The organism is Burkholderia sp. AU4i (assembly GCF_000466765.1).
Classification (GTDB): Bacteria; Pseudomonadota; Gammaproteobacteria; order Burkholderiales; family Burkholderiaceae; genus Burkholderia; species Burkholderia cepacia.
The window spans coordinates 1-24,861 of sequence record NZ_ASSI01000227.1 but is presented as its reverse complement, the minus strand read 5'-3'; the positions used below and the strand labels follow the sequence as shown (position 1 = coordinate 24,861).

The following is a 24,861-nucleotide window of genomic DNA, read 5'->3' as shown; positions in this document are numbered from 1 at the left end:
GGCGCCGGGGTGGAACGGGCCGTGCCGGCGGGCCGCGGCCGCCGGCTGCCGCGCCCGCGCGGGGCGGCCCGGCGGGCAGGCCGTGCGCGGTGGACATCGCGGCACCGATGCGGTGCATGCGGGTTGCCGATCGGCCGGTCTTGGGCGACCGACTTCCGGGTATAATTACGGCCTTCCTTTCGCCCCACGTCGCCACCTCGCGCGACTCATCGACGTCAGTCCAGCCCATGGCTCACTTCTCGTGTTTTCCCGGCGCTTCGGCCCTCTCCGATTTCCGTCAAACCCGTCTGCTCGACACGCTCAGGCAAATCGACGCCAACATCGTCGCGGTGCGCGGACAGTTCCTGCACTTCGTCAATGCGGCCGAGCCGCTGTCGGCCGACGACAGCGCGCGCATCGACGCGCTGATGCACTACGGCGCGCCGTTCGAGGCGGCGGCCGAGAAGGGCACGACCGAGACCTTCGTCGTGCTGCCGCGTTTCGGCACGGTTTCGCCGTGGGCGAGCAAGGCGACCGACATCGCCCGGCACTGCGGCCTCACGCACGTGCGCCGCATCGAGCGCGGCGTCGAATTCACGGTCACGCTGAAGTCGGGCCTGCTCGGCGGCAAGAAGGCGCTGTCGGACGACGCACGCGCGGCCGTCGCGGCCGCGCTGCATGACCGGATGACCGAAAGCGTGGTCGCGGCGCGCGACGACGCGCAGCACCTGTTCGACGAACTGCCGGCCAAGCCGCTGTCGACCGTCGACGTGCTGGGTATCGGCCGCGGCGCACTCGAGCGCGCGAACGTCGAGCTGGGCCTCGCGCTCGCCGACGACGAGATCGACTACCTGGTCGACGCGTTCCGCAAGCTCGAACGCAACCCGACCGACGTGGAACTGATGATGTTCGCGCAGGCGAACAGCGAACACTGCCGCCACAAGATCTTCAACGCGCAGTGGACGATCGACGGTGAAGCGCAGGACATGTCGCTGTTCGCGATGATCCGCAACACCGAGAAGCTGAGCCCGCAGGGCACCATCGTCGCCTATTCGGACAACTCGTCGATCATGGTCGGCGCCGAAGCCGAACGCTGGTTCCCGCGCAACGCAGGCGCGGCCGGCGAGCCGGGCGAGCCGGGCGAGCGCTATGGCCGCCACACCGAGCTCACGCACACGCTGATGAAGGTCGAGACGCACAACCACCCGACGGCGATCTCGCCGTTCCCGGGTGCGGCGACCGGCGCGGGCGGCGAGATCCGCGACGAAGGCGCGACGGGCCGCGGCGCGCGTCCGAAGGCCGGCCTGACGGGCTTCACCGTGTCGAACCTCGACCTGCCGGACGCCCGCCAGCCGTGGGAAAACGCGCGCGACGCCGCGCAGCCGGTCGGCGAGCGCAACCCCAACGACGCGTACGGCCCGTACGGCCGTCCGGACCGCATCGCGTCGCCGCTGCAGATCATGATCGACGGCCCGCTCGGCGGCGCCGCGTTCAACAACGAATTCGGCCGCCCGAACCTCGGCGGCTACTTCCGCGTGTACGAGCAGAACGTCGGCGGGAAGGTGCATGGTTATCACAAGCCGATCATGATCGCGGGCGGCCTCGGCAACATCGCGGATCAGCATACGCACAAGCACGACGTGCCGGCCGGCTCGCTGCTGATCCAGATCGGCGGCCCCGGCATGCGGATCGGCATGGGCGGCGGCGCCGCGAGCTCGATGGCGACCGGCGCGAACACGGCCGAACTCGACTTCGACTCGGTGCAGCGCGGCAACCCGGAAATCGAGCGGCGCGCGCAGGAAGTGATCAACGGCTGCTGGCAGCTCGGCGCGGAAAACCCGATCCTGAGCATCCACGACGTCGGCGCGGGCGGCCTGTCGAATGCGTTCCCCGAGATCGTCGACGGCGCGGGCAAGGGCGCGCGCTTCGAACTGCGCAAGGTCGCGCTCGAGGAATCGGGCCTGTCGCCGCGCGAAATCTGGTCGAACGAAGCACAGGAACGCTACGTGCTGGCGATCGCGCCGGCCGACCTGCCGCGTTTCGAGGCGATCTGCGCGCGTGAGCGCTGCCCGTTCGCGGTGGTCGGTGTCGCGACCGACGAACGCCAGCTGAAGCTCGTCGACGACGAAGCGACGGGCGCCGACGAATACCCGGTCGACATGCCGATGGAAGTGCTGCTCGGCAAGCCGCCGCGCATGCATCGCGACGTCACGCGCGTGACGACCGAGCGCGCGCCGGTCGACGTGACGGGCATCGCGCTGTCGGAAGTCGCGATCGACGTGCTGAAGCACCCGACGGTCGGCAGCAAGTCGTTCCTGATCACGATCGGCGACCGTTCGGTCGGCGGCACGTCGGTGCGCGACCAGATGGTCGGCCCGTGGCAGGTGCCGGTGGCCGACTGCGCGGTCACCGCGCTCGACTACGCGGGTTTCAAGGGCGAGGCGATGACGATGGCCGAGCGCACGCCGCTCGCGGTGATCGATGCGCCCGCATCGGGCCGCATGGCGGTCGGCGAGGCGATCACGAACATCGCGAGCGCGCCGATCGCGTCGCTCGACAAGCTGAAGCTGTCGGCGAACTGGATGGCCGCGTGCGGCACGGCCGGCGAGGACGCCGCGCTGTTCGACACGGTCAAGGCGATCGGCATGGAGCTGTGCCCGGCACTCGGGATCGGCATCCCGGTCGGCAAGGACTCGCTGTCGATGAAGACGAAGTGGGACGAGCAGGGCGTCGCGAAAGAAGTGGTGTCGCCGGTGTCGCTGATCATCTCCGCGTTCGCGCCGGTCGAGGACGTGCGCCGTCACCTGACGCCGCAGTTGCGCCGCATCGCCGACGCGGGCGACAGCGTGCTGATCGCGATCGATCTCGGCCGCGGCAAGAACCGGATGGGCGGCAGCATCTTCGCGCAGGTCACGCAGCAGGTCGGCGACACGACGCCGGACGTCGACGATGCGGAAGACCTGAAGCGTTTCTTCAACGCGATCCAGTCGCTCAATGCGCAAGACAAGCTGCTCGCGTACCACGACCGCTCGGATGGCGGCCTGTGGGCGACGGTGTGCGAAATGGCGTTCGCGGGCCACGCGGGCGTGTCGCTGAACGTCGACATGCTGACGCTCGACCCGAATCACGAATCCGACTACGGCGACGCGAAGGACTGGGCGAAGCAGACGAGCGGCCGCCGCGAGGATCGCACGCTGCGCGCGCTGTTCTCCGAGGAACTGGGCGCCGTCGTGCAGGTGCGCGCGACCGACCGTGACGCAGTGCTGGGCGCGCTGCGCGAGTTCGGCCTGTCGGCATGCTCGCACGTGATCGGCTCGGTCAACGATCGCGACGTGATCGAGGTGTACCGCGACGCGAAGAAGATTTTCGACGCACCGCGCGCCGAACTCCATCGCGCGTGGAGCGAAGTGAGCTGGCGCATCGCGCGCCTGCGCGACAACCCCGCATGCGCGGATGCCGAATACGACGCGCTGCTGGACGTGGCCGACCCGGGCATCTCGCCGGTGCTGAGCTTCGATCCGGCCGACGACATCGCGGCGCCGTTCATCGCGACGGGCGCACGGCCGCGTGTCGCGATCCTGCGTGAGCAGGGCGTGAACTCGCATCTCGAAACGGCCTACGCGTTCGACCGCGCGGGCTTCGATGCACACGACGTGCACATGAGCGACCTGCTGGCCGGCCGCGCGAATCTCGCCGATTTCGCGGGTGCGGTCGCTTGCGGCGGCTTCTCGTACGGCGACGTGCTGGGCGCGGGCGAAGGCTGGGCGAAGACGATCCGCTTCAACGCGAATCTCGCCGACATGTTCTCGGCGTTCTTCGCGCGTCCCGACACGTTCGCGCTCGGCATCTGCAACGGCTGCCAGATGCTGTCGAGCATCTCGTCGATGATCCCGGGTGCGGAAGCCTGGCCGAAGTTCACGCGCAACAAGTCCGAGCAGTTCGAGGCGCGTTTCTCGTTCGTCGAAGTCGAGAAATCGCCGTCGATCTTCTTCGCGGGGATGGAAGGCTCGCGGATTCCGGTCGCGGTCGCGCACGGCGAAGGTTATGCGGACTTCTCGCAACAGGGCGATATCGATCGCGTCGCGGTCGCGATGCGCTTCGTCGACCACCGCGGCGAAGCAACCGAGCGTTATCCGTTCAACCCGAACGGCTCGCCGGCCGGCATCACGTCGGTCACGACGGCCGACGGCCGCTTCTCGGTGCTGATGCCGCACATGGAGCGCGTGCATCGTACGGTCACGATGAGCTGGCACCCGGAAAGCTGGGGTGAAGCGAGCCCGTGGATGCGCGTGTTCCGCAACGCGCGCCGCTGGATCGGCTGATCGGGATGATGTTCGATCCGAACGCGCCGGTCGAGGTCGTCACGCTGCGCGACGAGCGCGCGATCGAGGCCGACGCGATCGGCCGCGTGATCGTCGCCGCGTTCGCGGGCGAGCCGGAAGGCGGGCAGTTCGAACGGCGGATCGTCGACACGTTGCGCGCGGACGGTGCGTTGAGCGTCTCGCTCGTCGCGGAACGCGACGGCCGGCTGATCGGGCACGTCGCGTTCTCGCCGGTGTCGATCGGCGGCGAGGCGCCCGGCAGCCAGGGCTGGTACGGGCTCGCGCCGCTCGCGGTGCTGCCCGACTGCCAGCGGCAGAGCATCGGCACGGGGCTGGTGCGCGCGGGGCTCGACGCGTTGCGCCGCCTCGGTGCGCGCGGCTGCGTCCTGCTCGGGGAGCCCGCGTACTACACGCGTTTCGGCTTTGCGCCGTCCGGCGACATCGTGTTCCCGGGCGTACCGCCCGAGTATTTCCTTGCGCTGTCGCTCGACGACTCGGCGCCGCGGCCGTCAGGCAACGTTCGTTATCACGACGTGTTCCATCCCGCGTAAGTCTGCGGCGCGAGCCGATCAGGCATACGGCAAAGGCCGCTCTTCGGAGCGGCCTTTTCTTTGGTGGGAACGCCGCACATCGTGATGCGCTTGCGGCCAGCCTGCGGGCAACAAAAAAGCCGCTCCAGGGAGCGGCTTTTCGATGCACGAGCGGCGAGCGCCTGCGTTACTGGATCTTTGCCTGCTGGCGCAGACCTTCCTCGAACGCCTGCAGCTTCTGCTGCACGAGCTGCTGCGCGATCTGCGCCTTCACCTGCTCGAGCGGCGGCGGCGCGATGTCGCGGATGTCGTCGACGCGGATGATGTGCCAGCCGAACTGCGTCCTCACCGGCGTGTCGGTCATCTGGCCTTTCTGCAGCTTCTGCGCGGCCGCCGCGAATTCCGGCACGTACGCCTTCGGGTCGGACCAGTCGAGATCGCCGCCGTTCTTGCCCGAGCCCGGGTCCTTCGAGAACTGCTTCGCGAGATCCTCGAACTTCGCGCCGGCCTTGATCTTCGCGATCAGGTCCTTCGCCTGCTGCTCGTCGCTGACGAGGATGTGGTGCAGGTGGTATTCGCGGTTGCCGCCGGCGCCCTTGACGAGGTCGTCGTAGCGCGCCTTCACTTCGGCGTCGGTCGGCTGGTTCTTCTTCAGGAAACTCTCGATCATCGAACGCAGCACGACGGTCTGCTGCGCGACGGCGACCTGCGCCTTCACGTCCGGACGGTTCGGGATGCCTTCACGGATTGCTTCCTGCATCAGGATTTCGCGGTTCACGAGTTCCTGGCGCACGGCCTGCTGCAGCTGCGCGTTGTCGGTCTGGCCTTGCTGCACGAGCTGGGCGACCATCGCGTCCGCGCGCGACTTCGGAATCGGCGTGCCGTTGACGACGGCGATGTTCTGGGCAAATGCCGGTGCCGCTGCGAAAGCAGCCGCCGCGACCCACAGGCGGGGGGATTTCAGGATCATCGGGAATTCCTAATGAGACTAGATTGAAGATTCGTTGAATTCTTCGGGCGTGTAAGCCACGATCGCGAGCGCGTGAATGCCGCGCTGCATCGCATCAGCGAGCGCATCATACACCAGCCGGTGCCGCGCGACGCGCGGCTTGCCCGCGAACGCGGCCGACACGATCGTGACCGTGAAGTGGCCGCCGGCGGACGCGCCAGCGTGGCCCGCGTGCTGCGCGCTGTCGTCGCGCACGGTGAGCGACAGCGGGGCGAGCGCCGCGGTGAGGCGCGCTTCGATCAGCGCGATGCGTTCGTCGGGCGACGCGTGGAGAAAGGCGTCCGTCATGTCACTCGTCCTTCAGGTATTTCGTGAGCCACAGGCTCTGCAGGATGATGAATACGACCATCGCGCCCGTCGTGCCGAACAGCTTGAAGTTCACCCATTGCGACTCGGTGAAGTTGTGCACCACGTACAGGTTCGCGACGCCGAGCACCGCGAAGAACAGCGCCCACGCGACGTTCAGCTTGTCCCACACGGGGTGCGGCAGCGTGAGCTGCTTGCCCATCATCTTCTCGATCAGGTTGTTGCCGAACGCATAGCGCGCGGCGAGCAGCCCGATCGCAAACAGCCAGTACAGCACAGTCGGTTTCCATTGAATGAATTTCTCGTCATGCAGGACGAGGGTGGCACCACCGAAAACGACGATCACGCCCAGGCTGACCCACAGCATCGTGTCGACCTTCCGGTGCCGGAAGGCGACCCACGCGACCTGGGCCAGCGTCGCGACGATCGCGACGGCGGTGGCGGTAAAGATGCCCCAGACCTTGAAGGCGGCAAAAAACAGGATGATCGGAAACAGATCGAACAGGAATTTCATGGCGCTCGCAGCTGCGTGAAAGGCCGCTTGCGCGGCCTTTCACCGTTGTAGGGACCCGCCAGGCACCGCCGGAGCGGATCGGGGCGGCGGCGCGGCGTACCCCGCCGATCCGCCCGGCGCCGCTCATTCGTTTTCGGGTCGGGACTCGAAGTTTAACGCAGCCGAATTGATGCAGTAGCGCAAACCGGTCTTGTCGCGCGGGCCGTCCTCGAAGACGTGGCCGAGATGCGCGCCGCAGTGGTTGCAGCGGACCTCGACGCGCACCATCCCGTGCGAGTAGTCGACCTTCTCGTCGATCACCTCGCCGTTGAGCGGCTTGAAGTAGCTGGGCCAGCCGCAGCCGGAGTGGAACTTGGAGCCGGATTCGAATAATGGCGTGCTGCAGACGACGCATTTGTAGATGCCGGCGTCTTCGGTGTCGGTGTATTCGCCGGTGAACGCGCGCTCGGTTGCCGCGTGCTGCGTGACTTCGTACTGCATCGGCGTGAGCCGCCGGCGCAGCTCGGCGTCGTCCTTCTGGTACGGGAAGGTCTTGTCGTCGGAATCGTGGGACATGGGGTTCTCCTGATCGGTCGGTCGATACGCGTGGGTTGCGGGCCTCAGGACGAGCAGCTCACTTCGAGCGACCCGGCCCAGTCGGGCGGCAACGCCGCGTACGCTTCATGCTCCGGTTGTTCGTCGAACGGCCGGCGCAGGATCTGCGCGAGCCGCTCGACCTCCGAAAAATCCTTTTCCTTCGCGCGCCGGATCGCGACTTCGGCCAGATGGTTGCGCAACACGTATTTCGGGTTCGCGCGATTCATCGCGGCCGCGCGTGTCGCGTCGTCGCGCGTTTCCTCGGACAGCCGTGTGCGGTAGAGGTTCGCCCACGCATCGAACGCGTCGCGGTCGATGAACAGGTCGCGCACGGGGGCGTCGCGGCTCGCGTCGTGCTTCGAGACCTGTGCGAGCCGGCGGAACGTCAGCGTGAAATCCGCGTGGCTCGCATGCATCGTCTCGAGCAGCTTGTTCGCGAGGTCGGCATCGTTCTCGCGCTCGAGCTCGAGGCCGAGCTTTGCGCGCATCGCGCGCTCGAGCGCGGGGCCGAAACGTTCCGGGAATTTCGCGAGCACGGCCTGCGCGTCGTCCACCGCGCGCTCGGCGCGCGCATCGTCGTCGGCGATGCCGTGCTGCAGCCCGATCAGCGGCAGCAACGCCTGCGCGAGGCAGTAGCAGTTCCAGTGCGCGATGCGCGGCTGCATCCGGTACGCATAACGGCCGTTCGTATCCGAGTGGTTGCAGATGTGGTTCGCATCGAACGCATCGACGAAACCGAACGGGCCGTAGTCGATCGTCACGCCGAGGATCGACATGTTGTCGGTGTTCATCACGCCGTGGCAGAAGCCGACGGCCTGCCACTGCGCGACGAGATCCGCCGTGCGCAGCGTCGCGGCTTCGAGCAGCGCGAGGTACGGATCGTCGGCGTGGCGGCAATCCGGATAGAAGCGGTCGATCACGTGATCGGCGAGCTGGCGCAGCAGGTCGGGGCGATCGTTCGAGAAGAAGTGCTCGAAGTGGCCGAAGCGCACGAAGCTCTCCGACACGCGCGTGACGACGGCCGACGTCTCGATTTCCTCGCGCACCACCGGCTGGTCGGAACCGATCACCGTCAGGGCGCGCGTGGTCGGGATGCCGAGGTGATGCATCGCTTCCGAGCACAGGAATTCGCGGATCGACGAGCGCAGCACCGCGCGGCCGTCGCCCATGCGCGAATACGGCGTGCGGCCGCTGCCTTTCAGCTGCAATTCGTAGCGGCGGCCGTCGGTGCCGGTGCGCTCGCCGATCGTCAGCGCGCGGCCGTCGCCGAGCTGGCCCGCCCACACGCCGAACTGGTGGCCGGAATACACCGCTGCGTACGGCATCGCGTGCGCGGGCCAGTCGCGTGTCGGGTTGCCGGCGAACAGCTCGGCGAAGCCGGGCTGCGCGGCGAGCGACGGCGGCAGGTCGAGCAGGTGCGCGACTTCGCCGGAAAAGCCGACGACGTACGGCGCGGCAAGCGGCGCGGCCGGCAACCGCGTATGAAACGCGTCGCCGAGCGCGACGAACGCGCCGGCGGCGGGCGCGCCGAGCGTGGCGGCGAGGTCGGGGAGGGTGTCAGCCGTATCGGCTGCGCTTCGGGAAAACGACATGTTGAGCGCCTCTGGGTAAGCCGATATTGTAAGGCGGCGCCGCGCCGCCCGCATGGCGGCTCGCGCGCGATGCGCGACGCCCGTCCGGGGCCGCTGACGGGCGCGCCGCAGAGGCTGGTCACCGATTCGCATCCTCACGGAGAACAAGACGATGGGTAAGCCGTTGCTGGGCCAGATGATGGACATGCCGTTGCTGGTGTCCTCGCTGATTTCTCATGCCGCGCGACATGCCGGCGACACGGAGATCGTATCGAGGCGCGTGGAAGGCGATCTGCATCGCTACACGTACCGCGATTGCGAACGCCGCGCGAAGCAACTGGCGCAGGCGCTCGCGCGGCTCGGCGTCGAAACCGGCGATCGCGTCGGCACGCTGGCGTGGAACGGCTACCGGCATCTGGAAGCGTATTACGGGATCGGCGGCATGGGTGCCGTGTGCCACACGATCAACCCGCGCCTGTTCCCCGAGCAGATCGCGTACATCGTCAATCACGCGGAAGACCGCTACGTCTTCTTCGACCTCAATTTCGCCCCGCTCGTCGATGCGATCGCGCCGCAATGCCCGCACGTGAAGGGCTGGGTCGCGATGACGGACGCCGCGCACCTGCCGTCCGGCACGACGCCGTTCCTGTGCTACGAAACGCTCGTCGAAGCGGAGGACGGCCGCTACGACTGGCCGCGCCTCGACGAGCAGCAGGCGTCGGGGCTCTGCTACACGTCGGGCACGACCGGCAACCCGAAGGGCGTGCTGTATTCGCACCGCTCGACCGTGCTGCACGCATATGGCGCCGCGTTGCCGGACGCGATGAACCTGTCCGCGATGGACGCGGTGCTGCCCGTCGTGCCGATGTTCCACGTCAACGCGTGGGGGCTGCCGTACGCGGTGCCGCTCACGGGCGGCAAGCTCGTGCTGCCCGGCAAGGATCTCGACGGGAAATCGCTGTACGAGCTGATGGAAGCCGAGCGCGTGACGTTCTCCGCGGGCGTGCCGACCGTGTGGCTCGGCCTGCTCAACTACATGCGCGAGGCCGGTGTGCGCTTCTCGACGCTGAACCGCACGGTGATCGGCGGCTCCGCGTGCCCGCCCGCGATGCTGCGCACCTTCGAGGACGAATACGGCGTGCGCGTGATCCATGCGTGGGGGATGACCGAACTGTCGCCGCTCGGCACGCTCGCGAAGCTCAACTGGGCGCAGTCGCAGCGGCCGCTCGACGCGCAGCGCAAGCTGCTCGAGAAGCAGGGGCGCGTGATCTGCGGCGTCGACATGCGCATCGTCGGCGAGGACGGCCACGAGCTGCCGTGGGACGGCGTCGCGTTCGGCGAGCTGCAGGTGCGCGGCCCGTGGGTGATCGACCACTACTTTCGCGGCGATACGTCGCCGCTGTCGGACGGCTGGTTCCCGACCGGCGACGTCGCGACGATCGACCCCGACGGTTTCCTGCAGATCACCGACCGCAGCAAGGACGTGATCAAGTCGGGCGGCGAGTGGATCAGCTCGATCGACATCGAGAACGTCGCGATCGCGCACCCGGGCGTGGCCGAGGCCGCCTGCATCGCCTGTGCGCACCCGAAATGGACCGAGCGCCCGCTGCTCGTCGTGGTGCCGCGCGAAGGGGCGAACCTGAACCGTGACGCGCTGCTCGCCTTCTACGAAGGCAAGGTCGCGAAATGGTGGATTCCCGACGACGTCGTGTTCGTCGACTCGCTGCCGCACACCGCGACCGGCAAGCTGCAGAAGCTGAAGCTGCGCGAGACATTCCGCGATTACGTGCTGCCGACGGCGGTCGCCGAGTCGTAACGCGAGCCGTAACGTCTGCGCCCGGGCCGCAAGCGGCTCGCGAAACGGTCGCCCGATCCGTCCCCGGATCGGGAACGAAAATCAAATTGAACGACCGTGCTTTTTCGTTGTATGCTGCCTGCGTTCAACCGGACATGCGGCTGTTCGACCGCGCACAATGAAGCGCAGCCACCCCGGCGCGCGATGCATGGAGGCAGGCAGATGGCAGTGGATTACTCGACTCGCGACGGCGTGGCCGTCCTTACGCTCAACAATCCGCCCGTCAACGGGCTCGGCCTGTCAACCCGTCAGGGCGTCATGGACGCGCTCGATCGCGCCGCGCAGGACCCGTCGGTCACGGCTATCGTGCTGACCGGCGCGGGACGCGCATTCTCGGGCGGCGCCGACATCACCGAATTCAATACGCCGAAGGCGCTCCAGGAGCCGACGCTGCACACCGTAATTCGCGCGGTGGAGGCGAGCGCGAAGCCCGTCGTCGCGGCGCTGCACAGCGTCGTGATGGGCGGCGGCCTCGAGCTCGCGCTCGGCGCGCATTACCGTGTCGCGGCACCCGGCGCGCAGGTCGCGCTGCCCGAGGTGAAGCTCGGCCTGCTGCCGGGCGCGGGCGGCACGCAGCGCCTGCCGCGCGCGGTGGGGCTCGAAACCGCGCTGAACATGATCGTGTCGGGCGCGCCCGTGCCGTCGGAGCAACTCGCGAAGAGCGGGCTGTTCGACGAGATGGCCGACGGCGACCTGCTCGACGCGGCCGTCGCGTTCGCGCGCAAGGCCGGTGCGCAGAAGGGGCCGCATCCGCGCGTGCGCGATCGCAAGATCGTCCACGCGAACGCCGCGGGCTTCATCCAGTTCGCGCGCAATTCGGCCCGGGCCGCCGCACCGAATTTCCCCGCGCCGCACAAGTGCATCGACGCGATCGAGGCCGGCGTGCTGCACGGCTTCGACAAGGGCAGCATCGCTGAGCGCGAGGGTTTCGTCGCGCTGATGATGACGCCGGAAAGCCGCGCGCTGCGGCATGCGTTCTTCGGTGAGCGCGCGGCGAGCAAGATTCCCGACGTGCCGTCCGATACGCCGCTGCGCGAGATTCGCCGTGTCGGCGTGATCGGCGCGGGCACGATGGGCGGTGGCATCGCGATGAATTTCGTGAATGCAGGGCTGCCCGTCACGCTGCTCGAAACGAAACAGGAAGCGCTCGAGCGCGGCGTCGCGACGATCCGCAAGAACTACGACGCGCAGGTTAAGAAGGGCAAGCTCACGCAGGAGAAGCTCGACGCGCGCATGGCGCTGATCACGCCGACGCTGTCCTACGACGACCTGAAGGATGCCGACCTGATCGTCGAGGCCGTGTTCGAGGAGCTCGGCGTGAAGGAGCAGGTGTTCCGCAAGCTCGACGAAGTCGCGAAGCCGGGCGCGATTCTCGCATCGAACACGTCGACGCTCGACGTCGACAAGATCGCGGCATTCACGAAGCGTCCGCAGGACGTCGTCGGCATGCACTTCTTCAGCCCGGCGAACGTGATGAAGCTGCTCGAGGTCGTGCGCGGCGCGCAGACCGCGAAGGACGTGCTTGCCACCGTGATGGCCGTGGCGAAGAAGATCCGCAAGACGGCGGTCGTGTCGGGCGTGTGCGACGGCTTCATCGGCAACCGGATGATCGAGCAGTACATCCGCCAGGCGCTCTTCATGCTCGAGGAAGGCGCGCTGCCCGCGCAGGTCGATCGCGCGATCGAGAAATTCGGTTTCGCGATGGGGCCGTTCCGGATGAGCGACCTCGCCGGCAACGACATCGGCTGGGCGATCCGCAAGCGCCGCTATGTCGAGCAGCCCGGCCTGCAGTACTCGAAGATCGCCGACCGCCTGTGCGAGCAGGGCCGCTTCGGCCAGAAGACGGGCGCCGGCTGGTACGACTACGTGCCGGGCGAGCGCAAGGCAAAGCCGTCGTCGCTCGTCGACGAGATGGTCGTCGCGTATTCGAAGGAGCGCGGCGTCGAGCGGCGCAAGATCGGCGACGACGAGATCGTCGAGCGGCTCGTGTTCGCGCTGGTGAACGAAGGCGCGAAGATCCTCGAGGAGAAGATCGCGTCGAAGGCGTCCGACATCGACATGGTCTACCTGACCGGCTATGGCTTCCCGCTGTGGCGCGGCGGCCCGATGCTGTACGCGGACGTGGTCGGCCTCTACAACGTCGAGCGCGCGATTCGCCGCTACGCGGCCGCGCCGAACGGCGACGCATGGCAGCTCGCGCCGTCGATCGCGGAGCTCGCGAAGGCCGGCCGCGGGTTCAACGGCTGACGCGCCGGATCGCGGCGCGACGCACACCCGGAGAAACGCAATGAGACACACCGACGACGTACTGCTCGTGATCGACGTGCAATACGACTTCATGCCGGGCGGCGCGCTCGCGGTGCCCGACGGCGACGCGGTCGTGCCGGTGATCAACGCGCTGGCGCGGCGCTTCGACCAGGTCGTGCTGACGCAGGACTGGCACCCGCGCGAGCACGTGTCGTTCGCGGCGAACCATCCGGGCCGCGAACCGTTCTCCACGCTCACGCTGCCGTACGGCGAGCAGGTGCTGTGGCCCGTGCACTGCGTGCAGGACACCGACGGCGCGGCGCTGCATCGCGACCTCGACATCCCGCATGCGCGGCTCGTCATCCGCAAGGGCGGCGACGCGCAGGTCGACAGCTATTCCGCATTCGTCGAAGCGGATCGCACGACGCGCACGGGGCTCGCGGGCTATCTGCGCGAGCTCGGCGCGAAGCGCGTGTGGTGCTGCGGGCTCGCGACCGATTATTGCGTCGCGTGGTCGGCGCTCGACGCGCGTGTGGCCGGTTTCGACGCCGCGGTGATCAACGATGCGTGCCGCGCGATCGACCTGAACGGGTCGCTCGCCCACGCATGGCAGCAGATGCAGGCAGCGGGCGTCGCGCATGTGACGTCCGCGGGCGCGCGCCCGGCGGCGTAGCGCATTTCCCCATTCGATGCAGGACATGAAGCAGGACCGAAGGAGACTCGCATGACCGAAGCCGTAATCGTATCGACCGCCCGCACGCCGCTGGCGAAATCCTGGCGCGGCGCTTTCAACATGACGCACGGCGCGACGCTCGGCGGCCACGTGGTCGCGGCCGCACTCGAACGCGCGAAGCTCGACCCCGCGCGCGTAGAGGACGTGATCATGGGGTGCGCGAACCCCGAAGGCGCGACCGGCGCGAACATCGCGCGGCAGATCGCCTTGCGCGCGGGGCTGCCCGTGAGCGTGCCGGGGATGACGGTGAACCGCTTCTGTTCGTCGGGGCTGCAGACCATCGCGCTGGCCGCGCAGCGGATCATCGCGGGCGAAGGCGAGGTGTACGTCGCGGGCGGCGTCGAATCGATCTCGTGCGTGCAGAACGAGATGAACCACCACATGATCCAGGAAGGCTGGCTCGCGCAGCACAAGCCCGAGATCTACTGGAACATGCTGCAGACGGCCGAGAACGTCGCGAAGCGCTACGGCATCTCGAAGGAGCGGCAGGACGAGTACGGCGTGCAGTCGCAACTGCGTGCTGCGGCCGCGCAGGAAGCCGGACGCTTTCGCAACGAGATCGTGCCGATCACGGTGCTCGCGGGCATCGCCGACAAGGCCACGGGCCGTCTGTTCACGAAGGAAGTGACGGTATCGGCCGACGAAGGGATCCGCCCGGACACGACGCTCGAAGGCGTATCGAAGATCCGGTCGGCCGTGCCGGGCGGCGTGATCACCGCCGGCAACGCCAGCCAGTTCTCGGACGGCGCGTCGGCCTGCGTCGTCATGAGCGCCGACGCCGCGCAGCGCGAAGGGCTGCAGCCGCTCGGCGTATTCCGCGGTTTCGCGGTAGCCGGCTGCGAGCCGGACGAGATGGGCATCGGCCCCGTGTTCGCGGTGCCCAAGCTGCTGAAGCAGGCGGGGCTGAAGGTCGACGATATCGGGCTGTGGGAACTGAACGAAGCGTTCGCGGTGCAGGTGCTGTACTGCCGCGACACACTCGGGATTCCTGAGGATCGCCTGAACGTGAACGGCGGCGCGATCGCGGTCGGCCATCCGTACGGCGTGTCGGGCGCGCGCCTGACGGGCCACGCGCTGATCGAAGGCAAGCGGCGCGGCGTGAAGTACGTGGTCGTCACGATGTGCATCGGCGGCGGGCAGGGTGCGGCCGGCCTGTTCGAAATCCTCTGATCTTTGGCGGGTGGCGGCCGCCGCTTCGCTTCGGCGAGGCAGGCGGCCGCGATGCGAATCGGCGCGACTGAACCGCCATTCGAAACAATCGGGAAGCAAAAGGCGTGCGCCGGGCAATGCCGTTTCCCCTTACTTGTCAAACAATTTGCCCCACCTATACTTGCTCTGACATTTGCCTTTCGGCACGATGGGCCGGATCGTGCGTCGCACGATCCGTGCCGCGAAGGTTCGAACCAACGCAGCAGACCGACCGGGGACCGAATGAGTACGACCTATGCAGCCGGGGAACCGCCGCGCGTCGTCAGCGCGGCCGCGAGGCTCTACGCGAAATGCCTGCTGGTCGGATTCGCGTTGCTGCCCGCCTATCTGATCGCCTATCTGTGGTTCTTCAGCGACCCGCACGCGGTGTTCGAGAACCACGCGTTCCATGAAATCGCGATCGCGGCCGCGACCCTCGAGGGCGGGTTCGTTACCTACGTGACGTGGGTGTGCTACCGGTCGTCCGGCGAACCGCTGCTGCGCTGGCTGACACTCGGCTTTCTCGGCTTCGCGATGATCTACGCGCTGCACGGTGCGTTCACCGGGATGGCGCATCACAATATCTGGCTGTTCCTGCTGTACGGGCCCGCGTCGCGGCTCGTGATGTCGATCCTGCTGCTCACGGGCCTGCTGTCCTATGCCCGTCCGCCCGATCGCTTCGACAAGCGCACGAGCGTGCGCACGTGGCTGCCGTGGATCGTGTTCTTCGTGATCGTCAACGTCGTCGTGGCCTACATCGCGTATTCGCCGGTCGCGGGCGCGCCGGGCACGCGGCTGTCGATGGAAGGCGGCGCGCTCGTGTTCTCGCTGCTGAACGTCGCCATGCTGCTCGCGCGCCGGATCCGCTCGCCGCTGATGGTGATCTACGGCGTGTCGATCATGGCGTTTGCGCTGTCGTCGCTGGCGTTCATTCTCGGCAAGCCGTGGAATCACATGTGGTGGCTCGCGCACGCGATTTTCGCGGGCGGCTTCTTCCTGCTCAGCTACGGCGTCGTGCAGGCGCTGCAGACGACGCGCTCGTTCTCGGCGATCTACAGCCAGGAAGACCTGATGAGCCGGCTGTCGGAATCGATGGCGCGCACCGAGAGCGCGCTGCAGGAACTGCGGCGCACGAACCAGAAGCTCGAATACATGGCCGCGACCGATCCGATGACGGGGGCGTCGAACCGCCGGCAGTTCATCGCGCAGGTCGAGCGCGAGATGGTGCGGGCCGAGCGCGACGGCACGCCGTTCTGCCTGCTCGCACTCGATCTCGACAATTTCAAGAACATCAACGATGCGTACGGGCACCAGATCGGCGACGAGGTGCTGCGCGGCGTCGTGCGTCAGTGCCTCGACGCGATCCGGCCGGCCGGCGGGCTCGCGCGGGTCGGCGGCGAGGAGTTCATGGCGCTGCTGCCCGAGATGCCGCTCGAGGGCGCGCGGATGACGGCCGAGCGCGTGCGCTCGTCGATCGCGAGTTCGCCGTTCGGGCTCGATTTCAAGCGCGTGCAGGTGACGGTCAGCGTCGGCGTCGCGCAATACGGGGTCGACGGCAGCACGGTCGACGCGTTGCTGCGCGTCGTCGACGAACGGTTGTACCAGGCGAAGCGGGAAGGGCGAAACCGCGTCGTGTCGCGGTGACGCGGGGTGGCGTGGCACGCGGGACGTTCGGCAACACGGCCGTGCCGAAGGCGTGTCGATCGTTTCGATTTCCGCCCAAGCCCCGGGCGAGGTAACGTACCCGGGGCTTCAGCATGCCCGGTCGGCATGCGACGGGTGATACGCAACTAGCGCGATGCCAGGGCCGCCGCGTTTTCCGGCTGCGCATCCTGCATCTGCCGCGACGCCTGCCACCAATACTTGCCCGCGCGCTGCTGCGGATCGCGGATCGCGAGATACGTCGTACTCCAGAGCTGTGCCGCGTTGGCTTCGGTCGCATCGGCGCTGCGCGTGCCGAACGCGTCGGTCTGGTACTTGCCGTTCACGTAGGACCACGTCCACATTTCCGACGTCCGCATGTCGCGCCCGTTCGAGATCACCTGCCAGATCGTCTGCCGCGCCTGCGCGAGCAGCGTGCGGGTCGCGGCCGACAGGTCCTGGCGCGCGAGCTGGCGATCGAGACCGGCCACCCACATCGCCTGCTGCCACGACCAGATCACCGTGCCGTGATAGGCGGAACTCGTGAATTTCGGCCACAGTGCCTGGCTCGCATACGCAGGGTTCGCGATCAGCATGCCGGCATCGGTCACGAGCCCGGTCGGGAACGGCCGCGTGACGTCGGCGACGATCCGCTGGAGCTGGTCGTCCGGCGGTGTGCCGAACAGCAACGCGAAGCCGCCGTCCGAATTCATCACCGGAATCGGGTTGCCCTGCTGATCGAGCGACAGCGCGTAGAAGGCCAGCGGTGCGCTTGGCGCGGCACCGGGCGGCACGCCGGCGGACGGCGCATAGGCCGACACGTCGGCGGTCGCCTGCGCGGCCGGCACGCTGACCTGGAACAGCTGCGGCGCCTGCGTTTCCCATGTGGCCGCCTGGTTCGCCGTATTGGCGAGCGTCGCGCGCTGTCCGGCATCCAGGTACGGATCGAGCAGGCCGCGCGTGAGGAACGCGTTCGCCGCGCGCAACGCGGCCGGCACGAGCACCGCGTTCACGTCGTACGGGTAGACGCCGCCGCCGAGCCCGTCGGTGCTGTCGCGCCAGTTGCCGACGATCTCGCCGGGCCGCAGGTGGATCAGGTTCGCGACCGACGGCTGCTGCGCGAACGGCTGCGCGGTGGTCGCAACGTGCAGCAGGTTGACGACCAGGCGGGCGCCGTTGGTTTGCCCGTCGCTGCCGCGCTGGGCCAGATACGCAGCCGCACGCGCCTGGCCGCGCGTATCGTCGATCAGCCACGCGGCCGCGATCGGCGCGAGCAGGTAGTCGCTGTCGATCATCTTGTAGTCGTAGGTCGGCGTCGGATCGTTCGGTTTCCCGTTCTTCTGGTTGTCGACGAGTGCGAACTCGCCGATGCCTTCCTCGTGCGCGACCTTGCCGTCGGCCGACAGCCGGCTGAGCACCGACGACAGGCCGGCCTCGATCGCCGCGGGTTCGAGCACGGGCATCAGCATGCGAACCGAGATCAGCGTGTCGCGGCCGAAGTAGGTGTCGTACTGCCACGAGCCCGCCAGCAGCTTGTCGTGGAAGCTCAGGAATTCGAGCACGTTCTGGCTCACGGGGTCGGGGTTCACCGACGGCGCGAGCAGATCGGCGCGCGTGATCGGCGACAACGGCGTCTCGCCCGACAGCGCATCGACATGCAGCCGCAGCGTGTGCGAGCCCGCGGGTGCGCTCAGGACGAGCTTGCCGCCCGCAGCCGGCACGATGCTGCCGCCGTCGCGCAACGTGATGCGCAGCGAATAGCCGGGCGCGCCGTCGATCCGGTCGCGTTGCCATTGCGCGGCGCTGCCCTGGACCGTCGGCGCGGCGAGAATCTGTTGCGGAATCGTTGCGCCGCCGTTGAAGTCGCGCAGGAAGCGCACGTTGCTGAGCACGCCCTGGCGGATCGTCAGCGTGCCGGTGTCCACCGACACGTCGGCGCCGATGCCGTACAGCGGGCGGCCGTGCGCGTCGGGTGCCGACAGCGCGGACGGCGGCGTGTCGAGGCTCCAGTTCACCGGCTGCGGGGTGTCGTCGAACCACAGCCCCGTGCCGCTGTTGCCGGCGGGGAAGACCACGAGCAGGCGCGGTTTCGTCGACGAGCGCACCAGCAGGTGCGCGGCGACCTTGTCCTGCCGGTAGAACGCGTTGATCTGGCCGCCGGCGTCCATGCGGAACGATAGGGCGGCGTTGTTCGACGGCGGGCTGTTCGATTTGACGTCGTCGTTGCAGGCCGCGAGCAGGCCGGCGCAGATGAATCCGAGGCACAGCGACTTCACAAGGCGATGCATGTTGATGTCCCTCCTGATGACTGGCGATTTTTTTATCGGGATGGTCGAATGAACGGATCTGTTGTCCGTTTGGTACCGTGTCGCGGGCATTCGAGTGAATGCCGGGTGTTAATCAGGATGTGATGCTGTTGCGGTGAGTGAAACGAGCAGGAAATTGGCAAACAGGCGATAAATGCCGAAAGCTGAAACGGCAAGGGACGCCGCCCCGACATGAAGCGAGAAAAGGCAAGGCGGGCAGCATTTATGCAGGCGCGTGCCGCCTTGTGTGCGGCGGGAGAAAATCAATCGTAAGCCGCTGTAGGGAATTCTAAATTTTCAGAAGAATCGAAGTCAATGGTGTTTTCCTGATTTCAGGCTGTTTTGCGAAAAAAGCGATCGTAACTATTACTCATTGAATCGGTAAATTATGCGATTTAATGAAGGCGGGTATTGGAATCCGGATATTCGGTGAATAAATAATCGGCAATGACGTTTCATTTTGCCGATTGCTGCCGTGCCGGAATTGAATCGTCCAGTTTGCGCAGGCGATTGCCGAGGCGCGCAGGCCTGCGCCGAAGCGGCGCACGCGAAGCCGGGCAAGCCGCGTTCCCGCGATTCAATGGAAGGTGCGCGATCGTTCCATCGGAGCCTGCAAGTTTGGTAGGCTTGGCGATTGCCGCCGCTTGCGCGGATCGCGCCGTCGGTGAGCGACACGGTGAAATTGCGCGTATCGTCGCCGGAAAGGCCGGGCGACAGCCGATTCGATACGCGCTTTTCCTCCGTTGCCGCGACCGCGTGCAAGCGAAGCGGGCAGACGACTGGCCGGGCGTCACCCGGCCGGCCACGAGGCGGGCCGAGCCCGCATCGTGAACACCAACGAACTGGAGCGAACGAAGTGATCAGACATATCGTCATGTGGAAGCTGCATTGGCCTTCGTGACAATAAGCGGATGATTATTAAATAGTTTCGTAAAGAAGGAGGTGTTTGATACCCCCTTTGATACCCCCATTTTTACGTGCTGGGACAATCGGCCGCAGCGCGACCTTGGACAATGACCCATTCAGTGGGATTCGTCGCCATCCCGGGCGGTGGTTCTTGATGGCGATGGACAGCTACCGGCCATGAGCGACCATCGGAAGAAAAATCTGAGGGTTCGCTATAAGCTGGGACTGGCCGGAAAATCTTGTTGCCGTGATCGCCAGTGCCATCAAGGTAGCCTGTCGGCTCACGGCACCGCGATGCACCTACCCGAAAGAGTTCAGTACGCTGCGTGACTTCTGGCTCGCCAGCTGTAGCAATGGGCTGGATGCTGTATATTTATACAGTATGAGATTCCTCTTCAAAATGAGCCACAGCCGCGATTGGAACCACGCCAGGGGAGGTCGCGGTGCCACCGTTTTCACAAGCACTTCGTGCCACATTTCCCATTGGACCGCTCAAACGTATCGTGGGCGTGGACGCGCAAATGTGATACAAAGCGTGCATGCGAAATTCGGGGGCAAAGCGAAACGCATGGACGTCATCCATGACAAAAAACCGCGCGAGACAGTTGGTCGCAACACCGTTGCAAGGTTCCGTATGCAGTTTCAAGCAGCTGCTTATGCGGCGCTTGAGATCCTGAGCGGCAAGGAGATCGACCGAGTCTACTGCGATTATCACGACGATTTTGTCGTGCGCAGAACCGTAGCCGGCGTGGTCGACTATCACTTCTTCCAAGTGAAAACCAAGGGTAAGGCAAACCAGCAATGGGATGTCGCGGAGGTGTTCTCTCTCAAGAAGACAGGGGCGCTGGATACAGAAGAGAAGTTGGAGGCGATCCGCAATAGCATCGCGGGCAAGCTGTTCGTGCACACTGTCGAATTTGGCGACCAGTGTCGTGAAATCACGGTTCTCAGCAACGTTCACTTCAACGACGATGTTCATGATGTCGTCACGGACCTGTCCGCTGGTACGTCGAGCAAGAAGTACATCCGTCAGCTCATCGAAAAATTTGCTGAAATTGTTTCGCCTGAGACCCCGCTGTCACCCGAGCAAATTGATGCGGCTCGAAAGAAGTTCTCCTTGCTGCCGAACGTTCAGTACATCGGCGACACGCTCGAAGCGTTCAGCATTGCCGCGCACAACGCTATCTGGAGGCACAGCGAGATTGAGCTGCATCAACACGAGGTTGAGCGCCTCGCAAGAAGCTTGGTGACGCTTGTCGAGGAAAAGTCGTGTTCTCCCATCAGCGGGCTATCCAAGGCAGACATCGATCTAGCAACTGGCGTCGGCCTAGAAGACCTACTTGATGTCTTGAGCATTTCCACCCAGGTGTACCAGACCCTGCAGCAAGGGGGCGACCCCGCTGCCATCAAAGTGGCGTCTATTCTTCAGCGGAAGCTGAAGGAGGCGGGTGCCACTGAATCCATGATAGAGGCGGCGTCGCGCGCGAAGGTTGCCTGGGACGTCTGGGTTAGAACTGCGCGGCATACATTCCCGGATTTAACGTTCAACGTTTTGCTCGATGAAGTCGACAAGAAGTGCAAGGCATGGCTGCTTGGAGGAGGCGTCTTGGGAGACCTTGAGGACTTCGTTCAAGCAACGCTTGACTCTCCCATTGCGAAGAAGTTCGCGGCACTAGATGCGGACCTGATGTTCGGAGCCTTTTGTGCGGCCGTCGTTTGGAGATCTACGCGATGAACTCGCCAGAATTCTTCAGCGAAGCTAGGCGGCTTGGCCTCAAGCTGAAGCTCTCGGGCGAAGGATCTTCGCCAGCTCACACGCTCGACAATGAGGCCCTGTTCCAGTTGCCCCTGCTCGCAATGACTATCTTGGCAATCTCGAAGGCTCAGTCCAAGCCTCAACTGCCCGAGATTGGGCAGTTGGTCGGCGAGTGTTTGGAGCGGACTGTCGCCGGCTTCAAAGGATCTTCTCAGGACATTGGCTGGTCCGGCAACCTGCGTATCAGGACCATCAAGGCGCTAACGTTCCTAGAGTCGACGGGGCTAGTCACCATCGACGAGGTGACACGCCGAATCGCAGCCACCGACTTGGGAAAGAAGGTCTACAACGGCGCCGTCGAGGCGGAGAGTCTCTTGTCCTACTCAATGAAGACCGTCGAGCTCAGCTACCAGTACATCCGGGATGAAGCTAAAGCCAGAGGAGAAGTAAATTGAGGCTGAAGTCACTGCAGATCGAATCTCTAGGCGACGTGGGTTGGGAAAGCCCGCTCCTGGAGTTTGGCTACAGGACCACGATGCTGTTCGCGCGCAACGGCAGTGGGAAGACCCCTGTCGTCCGTGCGCTTGCGTCCGCGCTGGGGTTCCCCAACAGCTTTCGGACAGACATCCTCGAGAAATGCAACGCGATTGTCTTGCGCGCCGAGTCGGAAGGGAAACCGCTCACGATCCGCCGCACCATCGACGCGACGAACGAGGGGTTTTACGCCACGATTGATTTCAATGGCGAGCAAACTGAACACCATTCACAGGGTTCCTTCTCACTCGCACTGTTTCGGCTTCTTGGGCTGACGCCGCCACGGCTGGTGTCGACAACGGGCGAGGAGGCGCAGCCCTACATCGCAACCCTATTGCCGCTGTTCTACCTCATTCAAGGCTACGGATATTCAGCTGCCTACCGTGCCCCAAGAACGTTCATCGCAGACCAATTTGCGGAGATGGTGCGGTTCGCCTTCGGACTGAACCCAAAGCACTCCTATGAGGTCAAGAAGACCCTTATCGAAGAGAGGAGTGCGCTTGAGGCACAGACACGTAAGATCGTTGCCGCGCAGCGTGTGCTTGAGTACCAGAGTCGCGGCGTGGACGATAGTGATGCAAACCAATCTGTGCTGCAGCGGACGGCTGAAAGCCTGACGCAGCAGATCGACGGACTGCGTGCGTCCGTGGACGCGAGGGGAAGCGCGAACTCGACGCTCACTGAACTCCTGCGTCAGAAGGACATCCAAATCCGAGCTCGGCAACTAGAGCTCTTCGAACTACAAAATCGTGTCGCTGGCATCGAGACGATCCGTGCGGAAATTGATGGCGAGGTCGAGACCCTCGCGCTGAACGAAGAGGCCCGGCGTGTCTTCACGTCGTTTCAGGAAATCTGCCGCACGCCGAACTGCGGGTTGTTTCTCGGGAGCACAGAATCGTACGGGAAGAACCTGCTGTATCTCAAGGACCAAATCAAGGACCTGGAGCGGAACAGCCAGCGTGCCGAGATTCGGGTTGAGCAATTGGAGGAGAGGCTTCAGGAGCTAGGCGCGGAGCGCCAGACGCTCGTTGACAACCTTGAGGCGCCCAATACCTCGGACTTCGACCAATTGGTGACAGCTGTGCAGGCCTTGACCAAGCAACTTGTCGGCGTGCAGGGCGAATTGGGCCGAATCTCTGGGTTGAAGGAAGAGCGCTCAAAGCTATTCAAGCTGGAGCGCGAACGCGATCGTATCCAGGATCGCATTGACGGGTTGTCCAACACCGGTAGAGCAGACTATGAGTTCAACAAGCTTCGATTGACCCTACGCGAACTCACCGTGAAGTGGATGCAGACGCTTGACACGCAAAACGTGTCGACGAACGTCGACATTGACTTGAATCTCCGTTTTACGTTCGGAGGTGAAACACTTGATGTCATCGGCAGCGGCGGTAGCAGCAGCACGACGATCAGACTAGTCCTGGCCATACACGCGGCTCTGCTGGAGGCGTATCTGTCTGATAAATCTCGCCCATTCCGCTTCCTGATCCTCGACACTCCCAAGCAGGAGGAGCTGCATACTGCTGACCTAGCACGCTACCTAACGGAGCTCGAGAAGATGTGCGAGGCAAACGATGCCCAGCTTATCTTTTCGTCAACCGAGTATGATCATCCAACCGGTCCGAAGGACAAGCGTTGGCTACCGTGCTACCGCGGACCGGACAAGCCGATGTACCTCGGCAAGCGAAGCGATCTGCTATCCAAGTAAGTTTAGACCTGATCCGGCTCTGGCTGAGAGATCAGGTCTGGACCTGGACATGTTATTGGGCGGTGGATGTTTCGCGCGACGTGATGGAACGAATCCATGCTTGTACCTCTGTCTCTGCCCATAGTGAGAGATTTCGAACTCGTCGTGGTCTCGGGAAACTGCCTTCCTTCATCATGGCGTAGATCGTCGTCTTGCCCAAGCCGACCATGTCGAGAACGGTCGGAAGTCGCAACAGTCGTTCAGTCGTGGTGCTCACTGCATTGTTCCTCGTTATTCGGTCACGGGCTGAGTTGCTCGGGCGAGTTGCATGAGTCCCGTTTCAAGCGTCATCGCGGCGGTAGCAGCCCAAGTGCGTGCGTCCTGCGCCGCCTTGTGGCGAGCGAACGATCCGATCTCTTCGGCCATCAAGTCCAGCAGCTCGACGTCGGCCGCGTGCGAGATCTCGGTGATCAACGCGCGGATCTCGATGCGAAGGGCGTCGAGGCGCGCGAGCCTGCCTTGGCGGGTATCCGCCAAGGCTTTGTTCGTCTGGATAGGTTTGCGCCGCGCGAGCGGCGCTTCGTCCTTCTGGATTGCTTTTGCGGGCACCATCCCGCTGCAGTCCGACTGCGTTGAAGTACCGTTGACGCTCGCCAGTGCGATAGCCGGGCGCTTCTCCGCGTGTTCCCGCTTTCGCGGCAGCGGACGTGGGGTAGAAAGGGCCGGGCGCGGGGTCATTTGGCCGCCTCCTGCGCCATATCCGGCGTCCAGTCGGGATCGGGCGACTGCAGAATGTCATCGAGCCATTGCAGGACGATCGGAAGGTCTTTCTGGCGCTTGATGTTCTCGTGGCCGAGAACTTTTTTAAGCCATCGAGCACCTTCCTGTGCCGCTTGCATTCGCGTCGGGTAGGTCGTGTTGCCTGCGCCGAACTTCAGTGGCGTCGATGCGAAGCTGTCCCCGAAGTTGTACATAGCCGCGCAAATCCACTGATCTGCTTTCGGTTGGGCTACGTAGATCTCCGCGATTGGCTTTTTCGTCCGCTTGCTGTTGGGCGAGCGAAGGGTATCGCGCGCACGCAGGAAGAGGCCGCGATGGCGACGCGGATCAGGCGTGACGCCGGGGCGAACGGTACGCCGTCGCGTCGAGCACCGATACGAACGATCGGAAGGCCACACGTGTTGATGTCCGCACAGAACTG

Annotated in this window: 18 protein-coding genes and 1 pseudogene; 10 read left to right on the top strand and 9 right to left on the bottom strand. The window is 65.3% G+C overall.

Annotated features, from left to right (window positions below):
• Positions 1–227: 227 nt before the first annotated feature.
• Together purL and L810_RS37710 are read left to right on the top strand one after the other, a co-directional pair.
• Positions 228–4,301, top strand: a complete 4,074-nt coding sequence (purL, locus tag L810_RS37715; RefSeq protein ID WP_021163400.1) for a phosphoribosylformylglycinamidine synthase — start codon at positions 228–230, stop codon at positions 4,299–4,301.
• A 5-nt stretch (positions 4,302–4,306) separates the two neighbouring features.
• Positions 4,307–4,852: a GNAT family N-acetyltransferase gene (locus L810_RS37710; RefSeq protein WP_021163399.1), complete on the top strand. Its 546-nt coding sequence runs from the start codon at positions 4,307–4,309 to the stop codon at positions 4,850–4,852.
• A gap of 166 nt (positions 4,853–5,018) precedes the next feature.
• Here the strand turns inward: L810_RS37710 and L810_RS37705 are convergent, their stop codons facing one another.
• The 5 genes from L810_RS37705 to L810_RS37685 form a co-directional block, all read right to left on the bottom strand.
• Positions 5,019–5,801 carry a peptidylprolyl isomerase gene (locus L810_RS37705; RefSeq protein ID WP_021163398.1) on the bottom strand — a complete coding sequence of 261 codons (783 nt, stop codon included), beginning with the start codon at positions 5,799–5,801 and terminating at the stop codon, positions 5,019–5,021.
• Positions 5,802–5,819: 18 nt separating this feature from the next.
• Positions 5,820–6,128: a BolA family protein gene (locus L810_RS37700; protein WP_021163397.1), complete on the bottom strand. Its 309-nt coding sequence runs from the start codon at positions 6,126–6,128 to the stop codon at positions 5,820–5,822.
• Between the two features lies 1 nt (position 6,129).
• Positions 6,130–6,660: a septation protein A gene (locus L810_RS37695; RefSeq protein WP_011352350.1), complete on the bottom strand. Its 531-nt coding sequence runs from the start codon at positions 6,658–6,660 to the stop codon at positions 6,130–6,132.
• Positions 6,661–6,783: 123 nt separating this feature from the next.
• A complete protein-coding gene (gene msrB, locus L810_RS37690; RefSeq protein WP_021163396.1) occupies positions 6,784–7,215 on the bottom strand; it encodes a peptide-methionine (R)-S-oxide reductase MsrB in 432 nt (143 codons plus the stop codon).
• A gap of 44 nt (positions 7,216–7,259) precedes the next feature.
• Entirely contained in the window at positions 7,260–8,828 is a 1,569-nt protein-coding gene (locus L810_RS37685) for a protein adenylyltransferase SelO (protein ID WP_021163395.1), read from the bottom strand.
• A gap of 151 nt (positions 8,829–8,979) precedes the next feature.
• Between L810_RS37685 and L810_RS37680 the strand changes: the two genes are divergently transcribed.
• The 5 genes from L810_RS37680 (at position 8,980) to L810_RS37660 (ending at position 16,474) form a co-directional block, all read left to right on the top strand.
• Positions 8,980–10,623, top strand: a complete 1,644-nt coding sequence (locus tag L810_RS37680) for a 3-(methylthio)propionyl-CoA ligase (RefSeq protein WP_021163394.1) — start codon at positions 8,980–8,982, stop codon at positions 10,621–10,623.
• Between the two features lie 201 nt (positions 10,624–10,824).
• Positions 10,825–12,909 carry a 3-hydroxyacyl-CoA dehydrogenase NAD-binding domain-containing protein gene (locus L810_RS37675; protein WP_021163393.1) on the top strand — a complete coding sequence of 695 codons (2,085 nt, stop codon included), beginning with the start codon at positions 10,825–10,827 and terminating at the stop codon, positions 12,907–12,909.
• A 40-nt stretch (positions 12,910–12,949) separates the two neighbouring features.
• The gene (pncA, locus tag L810_RS37670; protein ID WP_042977893.1) at positions 12,950–13,582 is read left to right on the top strand and encodes a bifunctional nicotinamidase/pyrazinamidase; all 633 of its coding nucleotides are present in this window, start codon (positions 12,950–12,952) and stop codon (positions 13,580–13,582) included.
• 51 nt (positions 13,583–13,633) lie between these two features.
• Positions 13,634–14,812 (top strand): acetyl-CoA C-acyltransferase, encoded by a 1,179-nt coding sequence (locus L810_RS37665; protein ID WP_042977892.1) that lies wholly within the window; start codon positions 13,634–13,636, stop codon positions 14,810–14,812.
• A 261-nt stretch (positions 14,813–15,073) separates the two neighbouring features.
• Entirely contained in the window at positions 15,074–16,474 is a 1,401-nt protein-coding gene (locus L810_RS37660; protein WP_021163392.1) for a GGDEF domain-containing protein, read from the top strand.
• Positions 16,475–16,620: 146 nt separating this feature from the next.
• Here L810_RS37660 and L810_RS37655 read toward each other — a convergent pair whose 3' ends face one another.
• Entirely contained in the window at positions 16,621–18,759 is a 2,139-nt protein-coding gene (locus L810_RS37655; protein ID WP_021163391.1) for a hypothetical protein, read from the bottom strand.
• Positions 18,760–20,251: 1,492 nt separating this feature from the next.
• On the opposite strand from L810_RS37655, the gene L810_RS37650 reads away from it, so the two are divergent.
• From L810_RS37650 to L810_RS37640, 3 genes are read left to right on the top strand one after another with little or no spacing between them, the layout of a single operon-like run.
• A complete protein-coding gene (locus tag L810_RS37650) occupies positions 20,252–21,418 on the top strand; it encodes a dsDNA nuclease domain-containing protein (RefSeq protein WP_042977889.1) in 1,167 nt (388 codons plus the stop codon).
• Positions 21,415–21,894 carry a hypothetical protein gene (locus L810_RS37645; protein ID WP_042977887.1) on the top strand — a complete coding sequence of 160 codons (480 nt, stop codon included), beginning with the start codon at positions 21,415–21,417 and terminating at the stop codon, positions 21,892–21,894. Before L810_RS37650 ends, L810_RS37645 begins: the two co-directional genes overlap by 4 nt.
• A complete protein-coding gene (locus L810_RS37640) occupies positions 21,891–23,681 on the top strand; it encodes a hypothetical protein (RefSeq protein ID WP_021163389.1) in 1,791 nt (596 codons plus the stop codon). The genes L810_RS37645 and L810_RS37640 overlap by 4 nt, the downstream gene beginning before the upstream one ends.
• 52 nt (positions 23,682–23,733) lie before the next feature.
• On the opposite strand, the gene L810_RS49885 is transcribed toward L810_RS37640, so the two are convergent.
• The 3 genes and pseudogenes from L810_RS49885 to L810_RS37630 all read right to left on the bottom strand — a co-directional run.
• Positions 23,734–23,937: a helix-turn-helix transcriptional regulator gene (locus tag L810_RS49885; protein WP_081712955.1), complete on the bottom strand. Its 204-nt coding sequence runs from the start codon at positions 23,935–23,937 to the stop codon at positions 23,734–23,736.
• Between the two features lie 14 nt (positions 23,938–23,951).
• Positions 23,952–24,398 (bottom strand): hypothetical protein, encoded by a 447-nt coding sequence (locus tag L810_RS37635; protein WP_081712954.1) that lies wholly within the window; start codon positions 24,396–24,398, stop codon positions 23,952–23,954.
• A pseudogene (locus L810_RS37630) lies at positions 24,395–24,861 on the bottom strand (hypothetical protein); the annotation flags it as partial. The pseudogene L810_RS37630 and the gene L810_RS37635, both read right to left, overlap by 4 nt.